The sequence below is a fragment of the Streptomyces telluris genome (assembly GCF_024519335.1).
GTDB lineage: Bacteria > Actinomycetota > Actinomycetes > Streptomycetales > Streptomycetaceae > Streptomyces > Streptomyces telluris.
The window spans coordinates 1-19,015 of the sequence record NZ_JANIID010000030.1; the positions used below are offsets into that span (position 1 = coordinate 1).

The window sequence follows — 19,015 nt, forward strand, 5'->3', positions numbered from 1 at the left end:
GGCCCCCACCGCCGCCCGCACGGGCTACAGCGCCGCCACCTTCTCCCGGTACGCCCGGACCGCCGCCGCGTCCCGGTACGGCTCCAGTCGCCGTTCGAAGTCGCGGATGTACTCCAGGGCCCGGACCGACCTCATCTCGGCCGCCGCCTGGGCCGCCTCCGCGCCCAGCTGGCACGCCTGCTCCAGCTCTCCCAGGCCCAGCCGCGCCGTGGCCAGCACCACGCGGCAGAAGAGCCTGCTGCGGGCGTACGACTGGCTGCGCAGCTGCAGGGAGCGCTCCGCGTGCTGCGCGGCGGCCCGGTACTGCTGGAGGTCGCGGTGGCAGTGCCCGAACTCGTCCGCCAGCTGGGCCTCGTCGAAGAAGCGGGCCCAGTACGGCACGTCGTCCCCCGGCCGGGAGGACTCCAGCGCCCGCTCCGCCCGCGCCAGCGACGCCGAGCAGGCCCGCACCTCGCCGAGGACGCCGTGCCCGCGCGCCTCCACCGCGTGCAGCAGCGACTGCACGACGGAGGGGGCACTGGACCCGATGCCCTGCTGGGCCACCCTGGCCAGCTGCACCGCCTCCCGGCCGTGGCCGAGGTAGACGGCCTGCCGGCTCATGGTGACGAGCACGTAGCTGCCGTAGGCGCGGTCCCCCGCGGCCTGGGCGAGCCGCAGCGCCTGGACGAAGTACCGCTGCGCCAGGCCGTGCGCGGCGATGTCGTACGACGTCCATCCGGCGAGCCGGGTGAGGTCGGCGACGGCGGCGAAGAGCCGCCGCCCCGTCGCCTCCCCGTACGTGCCGCGCAGCATCGGCTCGGCCTCGTGCTCCAGGTAGCGCACGAGGGCCTGGCGGGCGTGCCCGCCGCCGTAGGCGTGGTCGAGCGTGCGGAAGAGCTCGCCGACCGACCGCAGCGCGGCGATGTCGCCCATCGAGACCCGGCCGCCGGGGCCGCGCTCGACGTGCCGCTGGCGGGGCGGGTGGCCGCGCCCCTGGGCGGGCACCCGCCCGCCCTCGGAGGCGGGGGCGCCGCGCGCCACCCGTTCGTCGGCCCGGCCGATCAGCCAGTCCCGGCTGGGCACCACGAGCCCGGCCGGGGTGAAGGCGATCTTCCGGAGCTCGGTGTGGCTGCCGGAGTCCTTGCGCCAGAGGCCGCTGACGATGTCAATGGCCTCCTCCGGGGACGCGGCGAATTCGAGCCCGGCGTACACCGGGGCGCAGGCGTCCAGCCCCAGGTCCTGGGCGGACAGCCGCCGTCCGAGCCGCCGGGTGAACACCTCGGCGATCAGCGCCGGGGTGGTGCCCCGGGGCTGCTGGCCGCGCAGCCAGCGGGTGACGGACGTCTTGTCGTAACGCAGGTCGAGGCCGTGCTCAAGCCCTAACTGATCGACTCGCCGAGCCAGCCCTGCGTTGGAGAAGCCCGCCTCCGCGATCAACGCGGCGAGCTGACGATTGGGGATGCGCTGCGGGGGTCGTTCCGTCATCAGCCTGCCGGTCTCCCTGATCTCGTTCTGGAACGGCGCGAACTTAGCGGTCCTCAACGCCCTGATCGCTACCTTCGCCCCGCATTCATCCGATCGTGTGAGGACAGATCAAATACACCCGGAGGGCGGTCCGGACCCCACTCGCCCTCCGCCCGCGGTGCGCCGCCCGCCTGCGGCGATGTCCGCGGACCGCCGTACAGTGGCAAGGGCGCGTCGAGAGCGTGGGAATTCACGCGAGATGCACCCATACGCGCCATACGCGCCACCCGCGCGCCCTCACCGGGGGCGTACGGGGGCACGGCACAGTCGGAGCAGAGTCGAAGAGGAGCTGAGGAGCCGCCGTGAATGAGCTGCGCTTCGTCCACCTGGGCTTCGGGGCGGACGCCGTCGAGTATCAGGAGGCTTGGCAGGAGCAGCGCCGGGTCCACGCCGCCCGGTTCGCGGACGAGGTCCCGGACACCTGCCTGCTGCTGGAGCACCCGGCGGTCTACACCGCGGGACGGCGCACGGAGGCCAGCGAGCGCCCCCTGGACGGCACGCCCGTCGTCGACGTCGACCGCGGCGGGAAGATCACCTGGCACGGCCCGGGGCAGCTCGTCGGCTATCCCATCCTCAAGCTGCCGCGCCCGGTGGACGTGATCGCCCACGTCCGCCGGCTGGAGGAGGCGCTCATCCGCGCCTGCGCCGAGCTGGGCCTGGAGACCACGCGCGTCGAGGGCCGCAGCGGCGTCTGGGTGCTGGGCGACCCCGTCGAGGAGCGCCCCGCGATCGGCGGCCTGTCCCTGGACTTCGACCCCCGGCTGACCGACGAGGAGTTCGACCCCCGGCTCAACGGCCCGGAGTACGCCCCCTCGAACGCCGGCCAGCGCCGCGAGGACCGCAAGCTGGCCGCGATCGGCATCCGGATCGCCAAGGGCGTCACGATGCACGGCTTCGCGCTGAACTGTGATCCTGACAACACCTGGTTCGACCGGATCGTGCCCTGCGGCATCCGGGACGCCGGCGTGACCTCGCTCTCGAACGAGCTGGGCCGGCGGGTGTCCGTGGCCGAGGTCCTGCCCGTGGTGGAGAAGCACCTGCGGGAGATCCTGGAGACGGCGGAGCCGCTGCCGCGGGCCGTGGAGACCGCGGCGGGCTAGCCGGGCCGCCGCCGACCGGCGGGGGCTCGCGGGGGGAATGTGGCCCGGGTTCCATGAGTTGCCCTGGGCATACGAGTAAGAGCGTAGGAAATATCGGGCGTACCCTGGTGTCCGCCGAAGAATCGAAGCCATAGGGAGCCGGACGTGTCGGCAGTCGCACCCGACGGACGCAAGATGCTGCGCTTGGAGGTCCGCAACGCCCAGACCCCCATCGAGCGCAAGCCCGAGTGGATCAAGACCCGGGCGAAGATGGGCCCCGAGTACACCTCGCTGCAGGGCCTGGTGAAGCGCGAGGGTCTGCACACCGTCTGCCAGGAGGCGGGCTGCCCCAACATCTACGAGTGCTGGGAGGACCGCGAGGCGACGTTCCTCATCGGCGGCGACCAGTGCACCCGGCGCTGCGACTTCTGCCAGATCGACACCGGCAAGCCCCAGGCCCTGGACCGTGACGAGCCGCGCCGCGTCGGCGAGTCGGTCGTCACGATGGACCTGAACTACGCCACGATCACCGGCGTCGCCCGCGACGACCTGGCGGACGGCGGCGCCTGGCTGTACGCCGAGACCGTGCGCCAGATCCACCTGCAGACCGCGGAGCGCGAGGGCGGCCGGACGAAGGTCGAGCTGCTCGCGCCGGACTTCAACGCCGTCCCCGAGCTGCTGGACGAGGTCTTCGCCTCGCGCCCCGAGGTCTTCGCGCACAACGTCGAGACCGTTCCCCGGATCTTCCGGCGCATCCGCCCCGGCTTCCGCTACGAGCGCTCGCTGGAGGTCATCACCAAGGCCCGCGAGGCCGGCCTGGTGACCAAGTCCAACCTGATCCTGGGCATGGGCGAGGAGCGGGCCGAGGTCACCGAGGCCCTGCGCGACCTGCACGAGGCGGGTTGCGAACTCATCACGATCACCCAGTACCTGCGGCCGTCGCCGCGTCACCACCCGGTGGAGCGCTGGGTGAAGCCGCAGGAGTTCGTCGAGCTGAAGCAGGAGGCCGAGGAGATCGGCTACGCCGGCGTCATGTCCGGCCCCCTGGTCCGTTCGTCGTACCGGGCCGGCCGCCTCTACCAGCAGGCGAAGGAGCGGCGCGCGGCGGCGCCCTCCGCCCAGGCGGTCTGACCGGCTCCGACCTGCACGGATGCCTCCCGGCACGGCATTGGACGCGGCCCGCATCACCCCCCGGCAGAGCGGTGGGGACGATGCGGGCCGCGTCAACGTTTCATAGGTGTTTGACCAAGAGGTCATGCGTTGGTAACACCGTTCGGTGACGATAGGGGCACGCACAGCAGTTCCCATGCACGGCGTTTCCCAGCACACTTCTCCGTCGGTACGCACCGCCAGCCCCCCGCTGCCCAATGATTCGCTTCTGCTCCCGAGGGGACATCGACATGCAGGCCGCGCCCGCCCAGGCAGCGATGGCGACAGCCACCCGCGCCGCTTCCGCCCTCCCCGCGACGCTCTCCGTCCGGCCTCCGTCCGTCACCGGGGCCCTGCGGGCCCTGGAGGGGCTGCTGATGCGCGGCGGCCAGCGCACCGCCCGGCGCAACGCCTGGACCGCCGTGCTGGAGGACCGCCGCCGCGCCAAGGACAGGCGCGAGGCGCAGCACGTGCTGGAGGCCGTGGCGGCCCCCGGTCCGCAGGCGACGTAAACTTCGCCTTATGGCGAGCAAGGCAACACCTGAGAAGCAGGGGCGACTGCAGCAGATCGCCCTGTCGTACAAGATGACGCGAGAGGCTGACCCGAAGGTCGGTCTCGTCGTCGCTGCCGTGGGCATCGTGACCCTCGGTGTCCTGCTCGCCGTGGGCTTCGCGATCGGTCACCCGGTCTACCTGGGCATTCTTGGCGTCCTGCTGGCGTTCCTCGCGATGGCGATCGTGTTCGGCCAGCGCGCCCAGCGCGCCTACAACAGCAGGATCGAGGGCCAGCGGGGCGCCGCCGCGTCCATCCTGGAGCAGCAGATGGGCCGGCAGTGGACGACCACGCCCGCCGTCGCCTTCAACCGTGACGAGGACATGGTCCACCGGGCCGTCGGCAAGGCCGGCATCGTCCTCATCGGCGAGGGCAACCCCGGCCGGGTCAAGGGCCTGCTGGCGGCCGAGAAGCGCAAGATGGCGCGCATCGTGACGGACGTCCCCGTGCACGACTTCATCATCGGCAACGGTGAGGGCCAGCTGCCGCTGAAGAAGCTCCGCACGACGCTGGCCAAGCTGCCGCGCGTGGTCCCCGGCGACAAGGTCACGGCGACCACCGACCGCCTGCGGGCCATGGGCGACCCCATGAAGAACATGCCGATCCCGAAGGGTCCGATGCCCAAGGGCATGCGGTCGCCGAAGGGCCGCTGAGGCTCCGGGACGAAAATCGAGGAGGGCGGGGCGGATCCTTTCGGATCCGCCCCGCCCTTTCTGCTGTCCACTCGGTTCTGCTGTCCGCTCGGTCAGATCCGCACCTGTACGGCCCGGGAGAGGCGGTCGTGCAGGCCGCGGGTGTCGCGGTCCCAGATGACGGCCGGGATGACCACGGCGAGGAGTACGCTGCGGAACAGGACGCGGGGCAGCGAGAGGCGTCCGCCGTCCTCGCTGATGACGCGCAGCCCGAGGAGGCGCTTGCCGGGGGTGCAGCCGATCGTACCGACAGTGACGACACTGAGTACGAAGAAGATCAGCAGGGCCCAGTTGCCCGCCTGCTGGGGCTTGCCGTCCGCGAGGAGGGCGTAGGCGATGAGCATGCACAGCGCCCAGTCGATGAAAACGGCGCCGAAGCGCCGTCCGAGCGGGGCGATGGAGCCGGGCCCGTCCGCCGGGAGCCCGAGGCGCTCGCCCCGGTGCCCGAAGTCGACGCCCATCTCCTCGGCGGCCGCGCGCGGGCCGGAGAGCCATGAGCCGATTGCTTGCCTGTTGTCCACCCGTCCACGGTACTGCGCCCGCATTCGTGCCCTTCGGCCCGGGGTCGCACGTCCGTATGCCGTATCGCCTTCCGCGACCACTCCTGCGATCACCCCTGCGATCACTCCTGCCCTCACTTCCGTGATCGTTTCCGTGATCGCTTCCCTATCCGTTTCCGTATCCGCCCCGCGACCGTGTTTCAGAGCACGTACCGGCCGCATCCCGGTTAACCTCGGCGAAACAAATGGGTCATGCCCGGGAAATCCCGTCTCTCTAGGGTCGGCCCCAGCGCGCACCACTGCATGGGAACTGCATCTGCGGAGCCTGCACGAATCCGCACAGGGACCGCGCCACCGAAACAACCCCGGCCGTTCACGGGCGGGCTAGGAGGAGTTGGATGTTCCAGAACGGCGACGACGCCAAGAAGTTCATCGCGGACGAGGACGTCAAGTTCGTCGACGTCCGGTTCTGCGACCTGCCCGGCGTGATGCAGCACTTCACGATCCCGGCTGCGGCGTTCGACCCGGCCGAGGAGCTGGCCTTCGACGGCTCCTCGATCCGTGGTTTCCAGGCCATCCACGAGTCCGACATGGCGCTGCGCGCGGACCTGTCGACGGCTCGCGTCGACCCCTTCCGCCGGGACAAGACGCTCAACATCAACTTCTTTATCCACGACCCGATCACCGGCGAGCAGTACAGCCGTGACCCGCGCAACATCGCGAAGAAGGCCGAGGCCTACCTCGCCTCCACGGGCATCGCGGACACCGCGTACTTCGGCCCGGAGGCGGAGTTCTACGTCTTCGACAGCGTGCGCTTCAACACCGCCGCGAACGAGTCCTTCTACCACATCGACTCCGAGGCCGGCGCCTGGAACACCGGTGCGGTCGAGGACAACCGCGGTTACAAGGTCCGCTACAAGGGCGGCTACTTCCCGGCCCCGCCGGTCGACCACTTCGCCGACCTGCGCGCCGAGATCTCCCTGGAGCTGGACAAGGCCGGCCTGCAGGTCGAGCGCCAGCACCACGAGGTCGGCACGGCCGGCCAGGCGGAGATCAACTACAAGTTCAACACGCTGCTCGCCGCCGCCGACGACCTGATGCTCTTCAAGTACATCGTGAAGAACGTCGCCTGGCGCAACGGCAAGACCGCCACCTTCATGCCGAAGCCGATCTTCGGCGACAACGGCTCCGGCATGCACGTCCACCAGTCCCTGTGGACCGGCGGCGAGCCCCTCTTCTACGACGAGCAGGGCTACGCGGGCCTCTCGGACACCGCCCGCTACTACATCGGCGGCATCCTCAAGCACGCCCCGTCGCTGCTGGCCTTCACCAACCCGACGGTGAACTCCTACCACCGCCTGGTCCCCGGCTTCGAGGCCCCGGTCAACCTGGTCTACTCCCAGCGCAACCGCTCCGCCGCCATGCGCATCCCGATCACGGGCTCCAACCCGAAGGCCAAGCGCGTCGAGTTCCGCGCCCCGGACCCGTCCTCGAACCCGTACCTCGCGTTCTCGGCCCTCCTCCTGGCCGGCCTCGACGGCGTCAAGAACAAGATCGAGCCCGCCGAGCCGATCGACAAGGACCTCTACGAGCTCGCCCCCGACGAGCACGCGAACGTCCCCCAGGTCCCGACCTCCCTCCCGGCCGTCCTCGACGCCCTGGAGCAGGACAACGAGTACCTCCAGGCCGGCGGCGTCTTCACCTCCGACCTGATCGAGACCTGGATCGACTACAAGCGCACCAACGAAATCGCCCCGATCCAGCTCCGCCCGCACCCGCACGAGTTCGAGATGTACTTCGACATCTAAAAGGCCGCCGACGCAGTCTGACTGGGCGTCAGGACGGCAACAGCGAGGGTCGTCATCCGCAAAGGATGGCGGCCCTCGCCGCTTATCGAGCGGCTGCCCTCGCCGCTTATCGGGCCCTGTGCGCGAAACCGTGATCAACATATACTTCTGCGGCTCGGCAGCCTCTGCGTTGCCGGCGGAGAAGGACACGGGGGCGTGATGGAGCTGCGGGACATCGAGATATTTCTGGTCCTGGCCGAGGAGTTGCACTTCGGCCGGAGCGCCGAGCGGCTCCTGGTCTCCCAGGCACGGGTCAGCCAGGCCATCAGAAAACAGGAACGGCGCATCGGCGCCGCGCTGTTCGAACGCACCAGCCGCACCGTGCGCCTGACCGATGTCGGACGCCAGCTGCGCGACGACCTGCAGCCGGTCTATGCGGGCCTGCACGAGTCCCTGGAACGCGCCCGGCTGGCCGCCCGCGGTGTCACCGGCAGGCTCCGCGTCGGCATGATGCCGTTCAACGTCGTCGACATGCACCACTACTGGAGGACCTTCCGCTCGCGGCATCCGCAGTGGGAGCTGGAGATCCGCCAGCTGGCGTACATGGATCCGTTCGGCCGGCTCCGTGACAACGACTTGGACGTCCTCGTCACCTGGCTGCCCGTGGAGGAACCGGACCTCACCGTCGGGCCGGTCCTGTGCACGGACCCCCGGATCCTCGCCGTGACCGCCGACCACGAGCTCGCCCGGCGAACGTCGGTGCGGCTGGAGGTGTTCGCCGATTTCCAGCACGTCATGGCACCCGACATGCCGGACTACTGGGAGGACAGCTACCTGCCCTTCCATACGTTCCAGGGCCGGCCGATCGAGCGCGGGCGCCCCGTGAGCAACGCGGAGGAGCTGATCAATCGGGTCGGCATGGGCGAGATCGTCCACAACTTTCCCAGCCATGTCACCCGGCACTGGGGCATGCCGAACATCCACTGGATACCCGTCACGGACCTGGCGCCCTTGTCCTACGCTCTGATCTGGCGGAGCGATGCGGAGAACGAGCTGATCGGCGCTCTCGCCGACACGGTCCGCGAACTCGGCGCACTGCGGTTCTGACGCGACCGCCGCGTCCCGTACGGCGATAACCGCCGAGTTATCGATCAACGCACGAACTCGGCGTTGATCCGGGCACGGCTCTCACGGGAGGCTTGGGGCACCCGGGCAGGCCGGCCGTCGAGGGCCTCGGTTCCCCCCGGCCGCTTGCCCGTCCGGTCACCCTTCCCGTGATGCCCCGCTCCGTCAGGCGTGGCTTTCCGCTGCCCTGTTCCTGGAGGAACCAGTCATGACACCACTGCCTGACACGGGCTCATCCCGTCACCGGCACCAGGAGTCAGACAGACGTGCGAGACAGGTTCGACATGACCGTGACGTACGCGATGCACAACGCGTTGCGAAGGGAGTTGCACCACCTCGCCCGGGCCGCCGCCCGCTCCCGTCCCGATCTCCGGAGCATCCTGCGCACCGCAGCGGGCTGGGAGCTGTTCCGGAAGGCTTGGCACGTCCACCATGCCGCTGAGGACGACGCCCTGTGGCCCTCCCTGCGCCGGGCGCTGTACGGCCACCCCTTCTCCCTGGCGCGGCTGGAGGCGATCGAGGCCGAGCACGCCGCGCTCGCCCTCCTGCTGGAGGCGATCGACCAGGCGCTGACCGGCCCCGATGCCGACGACCCCGACGCCGGAGACCCCGGCATCGACGGCCCCGATGCCGGGCTCGACCTGCTCGGTGAGCTCACCGGCTCGCTGGTCACCGGTCTGCGCGGGCATCTCCGCCACGAGGAGGAGGCGGTCTTCCCACTGATCCAGGACATCCTGAGCACGGAGCAGTGGGAGCATTTCGGGCGCGTCCACGCCCAGCGGATCGGGGCCGATGCGGCACGGATCCTGCCATGGCTCCTCGACGGCGTCGCCGAGCGGACCGTGGCCGCCGTGCTGAGGCAGCTCCTGCCCGAGTCCGCGCACCACGCGTACACGCACCGGTGGCAGCCTGCCTACGCGGTGCTCGACCGGTGGGGCACCCGGGACGCCCGGCCCGAAACCCCGCCCTGAACCACTGTGCCCGGTCTCGCCGCGTCCACGGCATCGCCGGGCAAATGATCAATTTCTGAGACGTAACCCTGCGCGCACCGCGCAGATGCGAAGCAAGTCACCATACCGCCATACCGCCACACGAGACGAAACGTATCGTTTCTCAGATGGGAACGTCATGAAGGTTCTGCTCACCGGGGCCACCGGCTACATCGGCTCCGCCGTCACCGACCACCTCACCGCCGCCGGCCACCAGGTCGTCGCGCTCACCCGCAGCGCCGAGCCGCAGCCCGGCCGGGCCTGGCACGCCCAGGTGGTCGGTGACACCGCCGACCCGGCCTCGCTGGCCGGAGCGGTGACCCCCGACATCGAGGCCGTGATCCACCTGGCGCCGCCGAGCGGCGACGCCGGCGCCGACACCGCCGTCATCGAGGCGCTCGCCGCTCCGCTGCGCGGCACCGGCCGCCCCTTCGTCTACACCAGCGGCGTCTGGGTCCTCGGCGCCACCGGCGAGGCCCAGGAGGTCGGCGAGGAGGCCCCGGTCAACCCGGCCGGCATCGTCGGCCACCGCCCGCGGATCGAGCAGCGGGTGCTGGCCGAGGCCGCCGAAGGCGTGCGCGCGGTGGTCGTCCGGCCCGGCATCGTGTACGGCCGCGGCGGCGGCATCCCCGCCATCCTGGTCGACCGGGCCCGGCAGCAGGGGGTGCCCGAGTACTACGGCGAGGAGGGCGTGCGCTGGCCGACCGTCCACGTGGACGACCTGGCCGAGCTGTTCGTGGCCGCCCTCGAGCGGGCCGCGGCCGGCACCGTCTGGCACGGCGTCGGCGAGCCGGCCGTCCCGGTCCGCGACCTCGCCCGGGCCGCCGGCCGCGCCGCAGGAGTGCTCGCCGCCCCGCACGCGGTGCCGGTGGAGCAGGCCGCCGAGGTCTTCGGCCCGCTCTTCGCGGACGCGCTCGCCCTCGACCAGAGCGTCAGCGGCGCCGCCGCCCGTACCGCCCTCGGCTGGCGGCCGGACCGGCCGGGCGCGGTGGCCGAGCTGGTGTCGGGCTCGTACCGGCCGGTCGAGGTGTTCGGCGCCCCCGACGGCCCGGAGACCGACGCCGAGGTGGCCGCGATCCGGCATCTGGTCGCCGAGGTCGAGCACGCCCAGCAGAACGAGCTGGTCGAGCAGTTCCTGAGCGTCTTCCGCCGGGAGGACCCTGTGTGGACCACCGGCCACGGCATGCGCCTGTCGGGCTTCGAGGAGATCTCGGCCTTCACCCGGAAGGTGCTGCCCGGCGCGATGGCCGAGTCCACCGCCGTCTACGACGTCGAGCGCGTGCTGTTCCTGCGGCCCGGCATCGCCGCGGTGAACGTCCGCCAGCAGCCGGTCCTCCTCGACGGCACCCGGATCGCCGACCGGCCCGAGGGCCGCCCGTTCTACATCCTGGTCAAGGAGGACGGCACCTGGCGCGTCGGCGCCGCCCAGAACACCGTCGCGGTCGGCTGACAGGAGAACATTCCATGACGACCCAGCAGATGTCCGACGCGGAACTCGCCGGACAGCCCGCCGCCTACTGGACCGGTATGGCCTACGACGCGCTGATCGCGTTCACCCGGGCCCGGCAGGTCGAGAAGGGCTGCACCCAGCCCCAGTACTGACCGCTGCGCAACCTGTCGGTGAACGACCTCTCACCCGACGGCGAGGGAATGACCCTGCCCGGGCTGAGAGAGGCCATGAGGTCCTACATCCGGCCCGAGGACGACCTGGCGGCGGAGTCCGCGGTGCTCGTCGAGCGCGGCTGGCTGAGACGGGACGCCGAGGACCGCCTGTGGCTCACCGAGGAAGGGGAACGGGCCCGGGCCGACCTGGCGCGCACTGCCCCGGCGATCCGCGCCGCCCTCCACGAGGGCATCGACGACGCGGACTACGTCACCACGATGAAGGTGCTCCAGCAGCTGATCCTCAACGCGGGCGGCACCCTGCCCTGACAGGCCACCCGGGCCACCGCCGACGTCATCTGTGCTGCTGCACGGTTGTGTGACTCGACACCAAACCGCGGATTCCGCGCGAAGGCCGCCGCCCCGCTCTGGGCGGCGGCCTTCGCCGTGAGGGCTTCTTACGAAAGGAAGTGGCTACGCCGCGGGCGGTTCGGGGATGCGCCAGGTGATCTGGAACCGTTCGGTGTCGGGCAGCCCGAGCGGGCCCACAGGACTGATCTGCTTGATCAGGTAGCCGAAAACCATGTGATGAGCCTCCTCCGACACCTCGTCCCAGGTTTCCGGAGTCACGATCATCACCTCGTGCATCAAGCTGAGGTCGGACTCGTTCTCCAGCATCTCCGCCCGGTCGTCCCGGTCCATGGTTTCGTCGGCGCGCATGGCACGGATCGACTTTGCGAGGAGGTTCGGCTCGCAGCTCAGGCGCCGGAGAATCTCCTGGCAGCCGTACCGAAAGGCCGCGTACGCCTCCAGGGCCTCCCGGCCGGGATTGCGATAGCCGTACGGCGCGCCCTCCTCCGCCCCGACGTAATCGCCCTTCAGCATGTGCAGCAGGACCCGCAGAGTGTGTTCAGCACCCTGCTCCTCTATCTCTTTCACCATCAGCCGGACCCAATCGTCCTCCGACACCAGCGGCTCGTGTGGAACTGCAAGCGACGGGTGGATCTCAATGGCGTTGAAAGGGTTGAGCACCGCGCCCATGACCAGCTCCGGCGTCCACTTGCCGTCCTCGCCTCCCCAGCCGCCGTTGAGGAGCTCCTGGAACGACTTCAGCGCGCCTGACTCTCCTTCACCGATCGCGCGCCACAGCGGCAGGAATCTGGCCGTCTCCGACTCCTCGTCCCGAGGCGGGCTGCACTGTCCTGAAAGGACCACGACGATGTCGTGGACGGTCTCCCAGCGCGGCACCCGTATCCCGTTGACGGCGGACCGCACGCTCTCATGACTGGCGGCTGAACGCAGGTCCTCACGGTGACGGATGAGCGTGCTCACCTTCCGGGAGCTCGGCCGCCCCGCCGCGCGGTGCAATTCCTGCAGCGCTTCGACCAGCTCTTGGTGCGGACCTGATGGTTGCGGTGAGGCATTGGAAGCAGCCACGTGAATTCCTCCCGGACCGGAGTGTCAAGTTTCGTCAATACCGTAGAAGTCGCGGGCCGGCGCCAAGTCAGCTTTCGTCAAGTTCGCCGTCCGGGCCGCCAAAGCGTGACTCGCGGCCGAACGGCGAGGTGAGCATGGAGAAGGCGCCGATGGGGCGCCACCGTCCAAGGAGTTGCCACCGTGCACATCCCTGCCTACGCCCATGACACGATCCGCACCGCCGTGCCCCGCGTACCCACGTCTCGCCAGGTGGGCGGCGTTGATTGCTGCCTTTGCGACGGGCCGTTCGGTGAAGAGCTCGCGGCCGTACCACTCGGCCCGACACCGACGTCCGGACTCTTCGGGTGCCGCCCCTGTCTGACCCGTTTGGTCACCCGGGCGCGGCGGGCCCGCGACGCCGCGCTGGTGCAGGATGCTGAGCGGGCCCGAGCGGAGTCCGCAGCCTGGGTGCCCGTCCGTGAGCGGCATCTCGCCCGGCTCGACAGTGTGCGGCAGGCCGCGGAGGCCGTGGCCGGGCTGGCCGAAGGCGGCGAAACTGAGGCACTGCGTGTCGCCTGGCTGACGGTCTCACTGGAATCGGCGTACAACTGGATCCCGGACGCACCCGAACCGCCTGCCTCTGTGGGTCCCGAGGACTCCGAGCTGAGGGACGAGGCTTTCCGGCTTGACCTGGCCATGATCGCGGCACGGGAGGCGGTGGCAGAGCGGCTCACCTACCACCTGATCAATGAGGCGCAGCCCGAAGCGCCGGAGATGTGCGAGGAGCTTGAGTGCCCGGAAGACTGTTCGGGACGGCATGACTCCTCGCACATCGACTGCGGACCGGACGCCGTTTTCGATGACCTGGCTGAGCACGGAATCACCGTGGAGAAGCCGCAGCCCGAACCCCTGTCGCCTTGGCGCGACTCTCTCCCGGGGAAGACCGAGACCAAGGAGAAGGACCCTCCGTTTCCGGATATCGAGAAGCAGGCCCCTCTTGCCCTGGCGCACTTCGGTATCGACGCGGACGACACGGACGTCCTGGTGAGCGCGGCGGCGGTCGGTCTCGTCACTGACGCCTGGCGCGAGGGGCTGCTGGATGTGATCCACTCGGCCGACACCGGGCCGAGTGACGGGGAAATCTTCGCCCAGAGCGTCGATCTCTACCGCAGAGCCCGCGCGACGCTGGTGGCCGCGCGAGAAGACGGGCCCGAGGCGCTGCTCGCGTTCGTGGCCGTCGCCTCGGACGTGAACCTTCCCTGGGCCGGCGGCTCACGCTTCGCACTGCGAGCGGTGCCCGAGTCCATGGCGGAGTTCGTCCGGCATGTCGACGACCGTGCCTGGTTCACGGCAGAGGTGATGCGTGAGCAGGGCTGGCGCGCGGCGCTGCTGCATAGAGCCGCCTCGGCCGCTTTCAAGGCTCCGACCCATTTCGGTATGCCAGGCTGGCCCGACGCCGTCGCTTCGGCGATGGAGCGTCTCTCCGTACTGGACCGCTCAGGCGCACCCGCGGCGCTCAGCGACCTCGCAGCGGTGGAGACCGCGCTCCTTGAAGCGCCCGATCGACTGGGGGCGAACGCTCTCGACTGGCTGTCGGGCCGGGGATTGCTCGGCTAGACCCGTCCGGCCTGCCCGCCCGTTGCCGGGCCCGGCCGGAACTCCTCGCTCCGAACACGTAAGCGTCGGTGCGCCCGGCTCACGGAGAGTCGGCGGGCAGCACTGTCCTCACGGGCCCCGGCACCCCAGGACGCTGCATATGGGCATCGTTCGCCCAGCTCCGCACGGAAACCATCCGTGGGTTCCCTGAGATTCATATTCGACCGAATGTGTCAGCCGGGGTGACGCGAGGTATCGCCATGCCCAGAATCACTGCCAACCATGCGGATTCCCAGTTCCCCGTTCCGTCTTGGCTCAGGACGGGGGCCGCGCGATGAAGTGGGACAACGTGACCCTCTTCGTCCTTGCGGCGTTCGGGTGCGTCATGCTGCTGCTGGGGCAGATCACCGAAGTGCTGTCGCGGCTTCCTCAGATCATCCGCGCCTGGCGTCGAGTGCGTCAGGAACTGAACGGTGGCGTCGAACCCGGCCCTCGAGACGAGGACCGTACGTCCGGGTAACCTCCAGCCGGGCACAGCATGAACCTACCGGCGGCAGCGCCGTCGGTAGGTCAGCGGGTCGTGTAGCCGCCGTTGATGAAGAGGGTCTGGCCGTTGAGCCACCAGCCGTCGGTGAGCAGGAACTTCACGTAGGGGGCGATGTCCTCGATCTTGGTGAGGTCGCCGTTCATGGACGAGGACTTGTGGTACGCGACGGAGTCGTCGGTCTCGGCCGGGTAGAAGAACGGGGTGTCCATGGGGCCGGGGGCGATGTTGTTCACCGAGATGTTCCGGCCGAAGAGTTCCTTGGAGAGGGCGCGGGCGAAGTGTTCGACGGGGGCCTTGCTGCCGGCGTAGACGGAGTAGAGGCCGGTGTAGGCGGCGAGCAGGGAGGTCACGATCGTGACGATGGCCCCGTCGCGCTCGATGCGCTTGGCGGCCTCGCGCATCATGAAGTACGCCGCCTTGGTGTTGACGGCGAACATCTTGTCGAACTCTTCCTCCGAGGTCTCGGTCATGGGCTTCTTGATGACCATGCCGGCCGTGTTGACCATGCAGTCGACCTTGCCGAACGTCCGCACCGCGGCGTCGAAGAGCTGCTCGACCTCGGCGACCTTCGTGAGGTCGCCCTGGTGGGCGAAGGCGTCGCCGCCGGCCTTCTTCACGTCCGCGACGGTCTGCTCCGCCTTGTCGCGGGAGGAATCGCTGTTGTAGTGGACGACGACCCTGGCGCCGTCCGGGGCGATCTCCCGGGCGATGAGGCCGCCGAGGTTCCTCGACGCACCGCCGATGACGACCACCTTGTCCTTGAGCGTACGAGCAGGCATGGACCTCTCCCGGTGACGACATGACGAACCTCTTGTCACGTTATGGGCAAGTGAAAGGGTTCGCATGCGGGCGGCCGGGAGAGGCCCGTGCCTGCCGTTCAGTGGTGGTTAGTAGTTGGCGGCGTCGTGGATGAGGGAGCGCACGGCCCGGCACGTGGTGTCGGAGGGCGCGTGGACTCCGATGCGGACGGCGGTCGCCCGTATCCGGCGGTTGCTCGCCTGCTCCGGGCGGTACACCCCGGTGTGCAGCAGGGCGATGGCCAGGCGCATGGCCTTCAGCTGGCGGTTGTGCGCCTCGTACCAGCCGCGCGGGCGGCCCGCGGGCAGCGGCTCCTTCGGCAGGGTGGGAAGAGTGGGTGCGGCTACGGCCATCGGCGTTCCTCCTGAGGGGTTCGTAACCTCTCTCGTCTGTCTTCGATTTTACTGCCCCCCACTGACAATCGCCCCAGCTCAGAGGGGATTTGACGGGGGCAGGCGATACGGTGTGGGGCATGGAGATCTGGATCAATCCCGCCTGTTCGAAGTGCCGCAGCGCCCTCGGCCTGCTCGACGCCGAGGGCGCCGGCTACACCGTCCGCCGCTACCTCGAGGACGTCCCCGGCGAGGACGAGCTCCGCGCGCTGCTCGACCGGCTCGGGCTGGAGCCGTGGGACATCACGCGGACCCAGGAGGCGGCGGCGAAGGAGCTCGGCCTCAAGGACTGGCCGCGCGACGAGGGCGCGCGCGAGCGGTGGATCACCGCCCTCGCCGGGCATCCCAAGCTCATCCAGCGGCCGATCATCACGGCCGACGACGGGACGGCGGTCGTGGCCCGTACGGAGGAGGCCGTACGGGAAGCCCTGTCCCGGTCGCAGGCCGCCGGCTGAGGCCGGGGCCAGAGCCGGATCGGGGCCGGGACCGGATCGGGCCGGGACCGGGACCAGGGCCTGGGGCTCCGCCGGGCGCCGTGCCGCCACCGGCGGTATAACGGGTGGTGAGGCCCGCCCCCATCCAGGAGGCGCCCGTGAAGCACATACCCGAGACCCGCCCCGGCTATCTGCCCATCGAGGACCACGGGATCATCGGCGACCTGCACACCGTCGCCCTCGTCGGCGTCGACGGCACGATCGACTGGTGCTGCCTGCCGCGCTTCGACGCGCCCTCCGTCTTCGGCTCCCTGCTCGACGCCGAGCGCGGCGGCTCGTTCTCCGTCACGGTCCGCGGCGCGGAGCGCACCAAGCAGATGTACATGCCGGATTCGAACGTGCTGCTGACGCGCTTCCTCGGCCAGGAGTCCGTGGCCGAGCTGTACGACTTCATGGTCCCCGACCACCCCTCCTGCCCCTCCTCGGGCGTCCGCCAGATCATCCGCCAGGTCAGGGTGCTGCGCGGCCGGGCCACGATCGACGTGTGCTGCCGGCCCGCCTTCGACTACGGCCGGGCCCCGCACGAGACCGGCACCGTCGGCAACGCCGGAGTGGTCTTCACCGGCCCCGCCGGCTTCCTCGTGCTGCGCTCCTCCGTGCCCCTGACGCCGGACGGCACGGCCGCCCGCACGACGGTGACCCTGGAGCCCGGCCAGTCGCTGGAGCTCGCGGTGCAGTGGGACGGGGACGGGGCCGTACGGGAGGGCGTCCTGCGCCCGCTCGATGGCGCGGAGGCCGCCCGGCTGCTGGACAAGACGCTGCAGTACTGGGACGGCTGGCTGCGCCAGTCGCAGTACCGGGGCCGCTACCGCGAGGCGGTCGAGCGCTCGGCGCTGGCCCTGAAGCTGCTCGTCTACCAGCCGACCGGCGCCTTGGTCGCCGCGCCGACGACCTCCCTGCCCGAGGCCCCGGGCGGCGGCCGCAACTGGGACTACCGCTACACCTGGATCCGGGACGCCGCCTTCACCCTCTACGCGCTGATGCGGCTGGGCTTCACCGAGGAGGCCGCCGCCTTCATCGACTGGCTCCACCAGCGCTGCGTGCAGGCCCCGCCGGGCACCGGGCTGCAGGTGCTGTACGGCATCGACGGCCGCGCCGACCTGCCCGAGACTGTCCTGGACCACCTGTGCGGCTACCGCGGCGCGCGCCCGGTCCGCATCGGCAACGCCGCGGCCCGCCAGACCCAGCTCGACATCCACGGCGAGCTCATGGACTCCGTCTACCTGTACAACAAGCACGCCGAGCCCATCTCCTACGAGCTGTGGGAGGCGCTGGCCCGCCAGCTCGACTGGCTGCAGAAGAACTGGGAGGAGCCCGACGACGGGATCTGGGAGACCCGCGGCGGCCGGCGGCGCTTCACGTACTCCGCGCTGATGACCTGGGTCGCCTTCGAGCGGGCCATGCGCATCGCGCGGCACCGCGGCATGCCCGCCCCCGTCGAGCAGTGGCGGGACACCGCCGCGGCGGCCTACCGGTTCGTCCAGGACCGCTGCTGGTCACCGGAGGCCGGCGCCTACTGCCAGTACCCGGACTGTGTGACGCTGGACGCCTCGCTGCTGGTGATGCCGCTGGTGAAGTTCGCCGGGCCCAAGGACCCGCGGTTCCTGTCCACGGTGCGGCGGATCGAGGAGGAGCTGGTCAGCGACAGCCTCGTGCACCGCTACCGGACCGACGGCGCCGGCGGCGGCGACGGGCTGGACGGCAGCGAGGGGACGTTCAACCTCTGCTCCTTCTGGTACGTGGAGGCGCTGGCCCGCTCGGGCCGGGTCGGCGAGGCCCGCTACGTCTTCGAGAAGATGGTCACGCACGCCAACCACCTCGGCCTCTACGCCGAGGAGATCGGGCCGGCGGGCGAGGCGCTCGGGAACTTCCCGCAGGCGTTCACCCACCTCGCCCTGATCAGCGCCGCCACGAACCTGGACCGTGCCCTCGCGGCACACCACGGCCCGGCGGCCCGGCACTGGCAGGCGAGCTGACCCCGGGAAGCGACAAGGACCCCGGCCGGCCCCGGGCCCCGGCGGGACCCCCGACGGCCCGGGCGGTCCCCCTGGCCGCCGCCCCCGCCACCTCGCGTCACCTCAGCGGGAGCCCGAAGATCTCCTCCAGGCGCTTGACCGTCTCCGCCGGATCGCCGTCCAGGACGGTGGTCATGCCGAGGTCCTGGGCGGGCGTGAGGTTCCGGGCGGAGTCGTCGACGAAGACGCAGGCCTCGGCGGCCAGTTGCAGCTGCTTGAGGACCACCGGGTAGATCCCGGGCTCGGGCTTGCGGATGCCGTGCTGCCCGGACAGGACCACGGCGTCGTACAGGGTGTCGAAGCCGTAGCCCCGGTAGGGGTCGTAGGGGCCGGAGCCCAGGCTGTTGGAGAGGATGCCCACCTTCACGCCCGCGCGGCGGGCCGACTGGGCGGCCGCCAGCATCAGGGGCTCCGGCTTGAGGTCGGCCAGGACGCGGGCGATCAGATCGGCGGGATCGACTCCAAGCAGGGCGGCGGTGCGCTCGTTCCACTCGGCCTGGCCGATCTCGCCGCGCTCCAGCCGGGCGTAGATCTCGCTGCCCTCCGGGTCCGCCGAGATGACCTGGAGAAAGGCGTCGGGGGCGAGGCCTTCGCGCAGGCAGAAGGCCCGGGTGCACTCGGCGACCGGAGTGGTCAGGACCCCGCCGAAATCGAGAACGAGGCCCTGGCGCAGGGGCTGGGGCATGGGGAACTCCTCACGGTGGGCCGGACACCGCACCTCTTCCGAACTCATCTCTTCCAACGGATTCAACGACTCATGCGCGTGCACGACACGTGG

18 protein-coding genes and 1 pseudogene are annotated in these 19,015 nt (G+C 70.4%); 13 read left to right on the forward strand and 6 right to left on the reverse strand.

Features of this window, described 5'->3' with window-relative positions; all coding sequences use genetic code 11:
- Positions 1 to 24 precede the first annotated feature (24 nt).
- Positions 25 to 1,464, reverse strand: a complete 1,440-nt coding sequence (locus tag NQU55_RS27135) for an NsdA family TPR-like regulatory protein (protein WP_168097010.1) — start codon at positions 1,462 to 1,464, stop codon at positions 25 to 27.
- Between the two features lie 341 nt (positions 1,465 to 1,805).
- On the opposite strand from NQU55_RS27135, the gene lipB reads away from it, so the two are divergent.
- The 4 genes from lipB (at position 1,806) to NQU55_RS27155 (ending at position 4,937) form a co-directional block, all read left to right on the forward strand.
- Entirely contained in the window at positions 1,806 to 2,603 is a 798-nt protein-coding gene (lipB, locus tag NQU55_RS27140) for a lipoyl(octanoyl) transferase LipB (protein ID WP_168092598.1), read from the forward strand.
- A gap of 144 nt (positions 2,604 to 2,747) precedes the next feature.
- Positions 2,748 to 3,713, forward strand: a complete 966-nt coding sequence (lipA, locus tag NQU55_RS27145) for a lipoyl synthase (RefSeq protein ID WP_168092597.1) — start codon at positions 2,748 to 2,750, stop codon at positions 3,711 to 3,713.
- A gap of 269 nt (positions 3,714 to 3,982) precedes the next feature.
- Positions 3,983 to 4,243, forward strand: coding sequence for an SCO2195 family GlnR-regulated protein (locus NQU55_RS27150; protein WP_168092596.1), 261 nt, complete (start codon positions 3,983 to 3,985; stop codon positions 4,241 to 4,243).
- A gap of 10 nt (positions 4,244 to 4,253) precedes the next feature.
- The gene (locus NQU55_RS27155) at positions 4,254 to 4,937 is read left to right on the forward strand and encodes a DUF4191 domain-containing protein (protein ID WP_168092595.1); all 684 of its coding nucleotides are present in this window, start codon (positions 4,254 to 4,256) and stop codon (positions 4,935 to 4,937) included.
- A gap of 92 nt (positions 4,938 to 5,029) precedes the next feature.
- On the opposite strand, the gene NQU55_RS27160 is transcribed toward NQU55_RS27155, so the two are convergent.
- Entirely contained in the window at positions 5,030 to 5,497 is a 468-nt protein-coding gene (locus NQU55_RS27160; protein WP_168092594.1) for an RDD family protein, read from the reverse strand.
- A 377-nt stretch (positions 5,498 to 5,874) separates the two neighbouring features.
- Between NQU55_RS27160 and glnA the strand changes: the two genes are divergently transcribed.
- The 5 genes and pseudogenes from glnA to NQU55_RS27185 all read left to right on the forward strand — a co-directional run bounded on the left by glnA (position 5,875) and on the right by NQU55_RS27185 (position 11,309).
- On the forward strand, positions 5,875 to 7,284 hold the full coding sequence (gene glnA / locus NQU55_RS27165) for a type I glutamate--ammonia ligase (RefSeq protein WP_058044737.1): 1,410 nt from the start codon (positions 5,875 to 5,877) through the stop codon (positions 7,282 to 7,284).
- A 198-nt stretch (positions 7,285 to 7,482) separates the two neighbouring features.
- Positions 7,483 to 8,370, forward strand: coding sequence for a LysR family transcriptional regulator (locus NQU55_RS27170; RefSeq protein WP_168092601.1), 888 nt, complete (start codon positions 7,483 to 7,485; stop codon positions 8,368 to 8,370).
- Between the two features lie 284 nt (positions 8,371 to 8,654).
- Positions 8,655 to 9,359, forward strand: coding sequence for a hemerythrin domain-containing protein (locus NQU55_RS27175; RefSeq protein ID WP_256791342.1), 705 nt, complete (start codon positions 8,655 to 8,657; stop codon positions 9,357 to 9,359).
- A gap of 157 nt (positions 9,360 to 9,516) precedes the next feature.
- A complete protein-coding gene (locus NQU55_RS27180; RefSeq protein WP_168092593.1) occupies positions 9,517 to 10,827 on the forward strand; it encodes an SgcJ/EcaC family oxidoreductase in 1,311 nt (436 codons plus the stop codon).
- Positions 10,828 to 10,841: 14 nt separating this feature from the next.
- Positions 10,842 to 11,309: pseudogene (locus NQU55_RS27185) on the forward strand (winged helix DNA-binding protein).
- Between the two features lie 144 nt (positions 11,310 to 11,453).
- Here NQU55_RS27185 and NQU55_RS27190 read toward each other — a convergent pair.
- Positions 11,454 to 12,416: a hypothetical protein gene (locus NQU55_RS27190; protein ID WP_168092592.1), complete on the reverse strand. Its 963-nt coding sequence runs from the start codon at positions 12,414 to 12,416 to the stop codon at positions 11,454 to 11,456.
- Positions 12,417 to 12,596: 180 nt separating this feature from the next.
- On the opposite strand from NQU55_RS27190, the gene NQU55_RS27195 reads away from it, so the two are divergent.
- Positions 12,597 to 14,012, forward strand: a complete 1,416-nt coding sequence (locus NQU55_RS27195) for a hypothetical protein (RefSeq protein WP_168092591.1) — start codon at positions 12,597 to 12,599, stop codon at positions 14,010 to 14,012.
- A gap of 313 nt (positions 14,013 to 14,325) precedes the next feature.
- Complete coding sequence (locus tag NQU55_RS27200; RefSeq protein WP_168092590.1) at positions 14,326 to 14,511, forward strand: hypothetical protein; 186 nt, start codon at positions 14,326 to 14,328, stop codon at positions 14,509 to 14,511.
- Positions 14,512 to 14,561: 50 nt separating this feature from the next.
- Here the strand turns inward: NQU55_RS27200 and NQU55_RS27205 are convergent, their stop codons facing one another.
- The gene (locus tag NQU55_RS27205; protein ID WP_168092589.1) at positions 14,562 to 15,317 is read right to left on the reverse strand and encodes an SDR family oxidoreductase; all 756 of its coding nucleotides are present in this window, start codon (positions 15,315 to 15,317) and stop codon (positions 14,562 to 14,564) included.
- A 108-nt stretch (positions 15,318 to 15,425) separates the two neighbouring features.
- Positions 15,426 to 15,689, reverse strand: coding sequence for a hypothetical protein (locus tag NQU55_RS27210; protein ID WP_058044727.1), 264 nt, complete (start codon positions 15,687 to 15,689; stop codon positions 15,426 to 15,428).
- A 119-nt stretch (positions 15,690 to 15,808) separates the two neighbouring features.
- Between NQU55_RS27210 and NQU55_RS27215 the strand changes: the two genes are divergently transcribed.
- Positions 15,809 to 16,183, forward strand: coding sequence for an arsenate reductase family protein (locus NQU55_RS27215; RefSeq protein ID WP_168092588.1), 375 nt, complete (start codon positions 15,809 to 15,811; stop codon positions 16,181 to 16,183).
- A 137-nt stretch (positions 16,184 to 16,320) separates the two neighbouring features.
- Complete coding sequence (locus NQU55_RS27220; RefSeq protein WP_256791343.1) at positions 16,321 to 18,198, forward strand: glycoside hydrolase family 15 protein; 1,878 nt, start codon at positions 16,321 to 16,323, stop codon at positions 18,196 to 18,198.
- Between the two features lie 97 nt (positions 18,199 to 18,295).
- Here NQU55_RS27220 and NQU55_RS27225 read toward each other — a convergent pair whose 3' ends face one another.
- A complete protein-coding gene (locus NQU55_RS27225) occupies positions 18,296 to 18,922 on the reverse strand; it encodes an HAD family hydrolase (RefSeq protein WP_168092587.1) in 627 nt (208 codons plus the stop codon).
- Between the last annotated feature and the right edge of the window lie 93 nt (positions 18,923 to 19,015).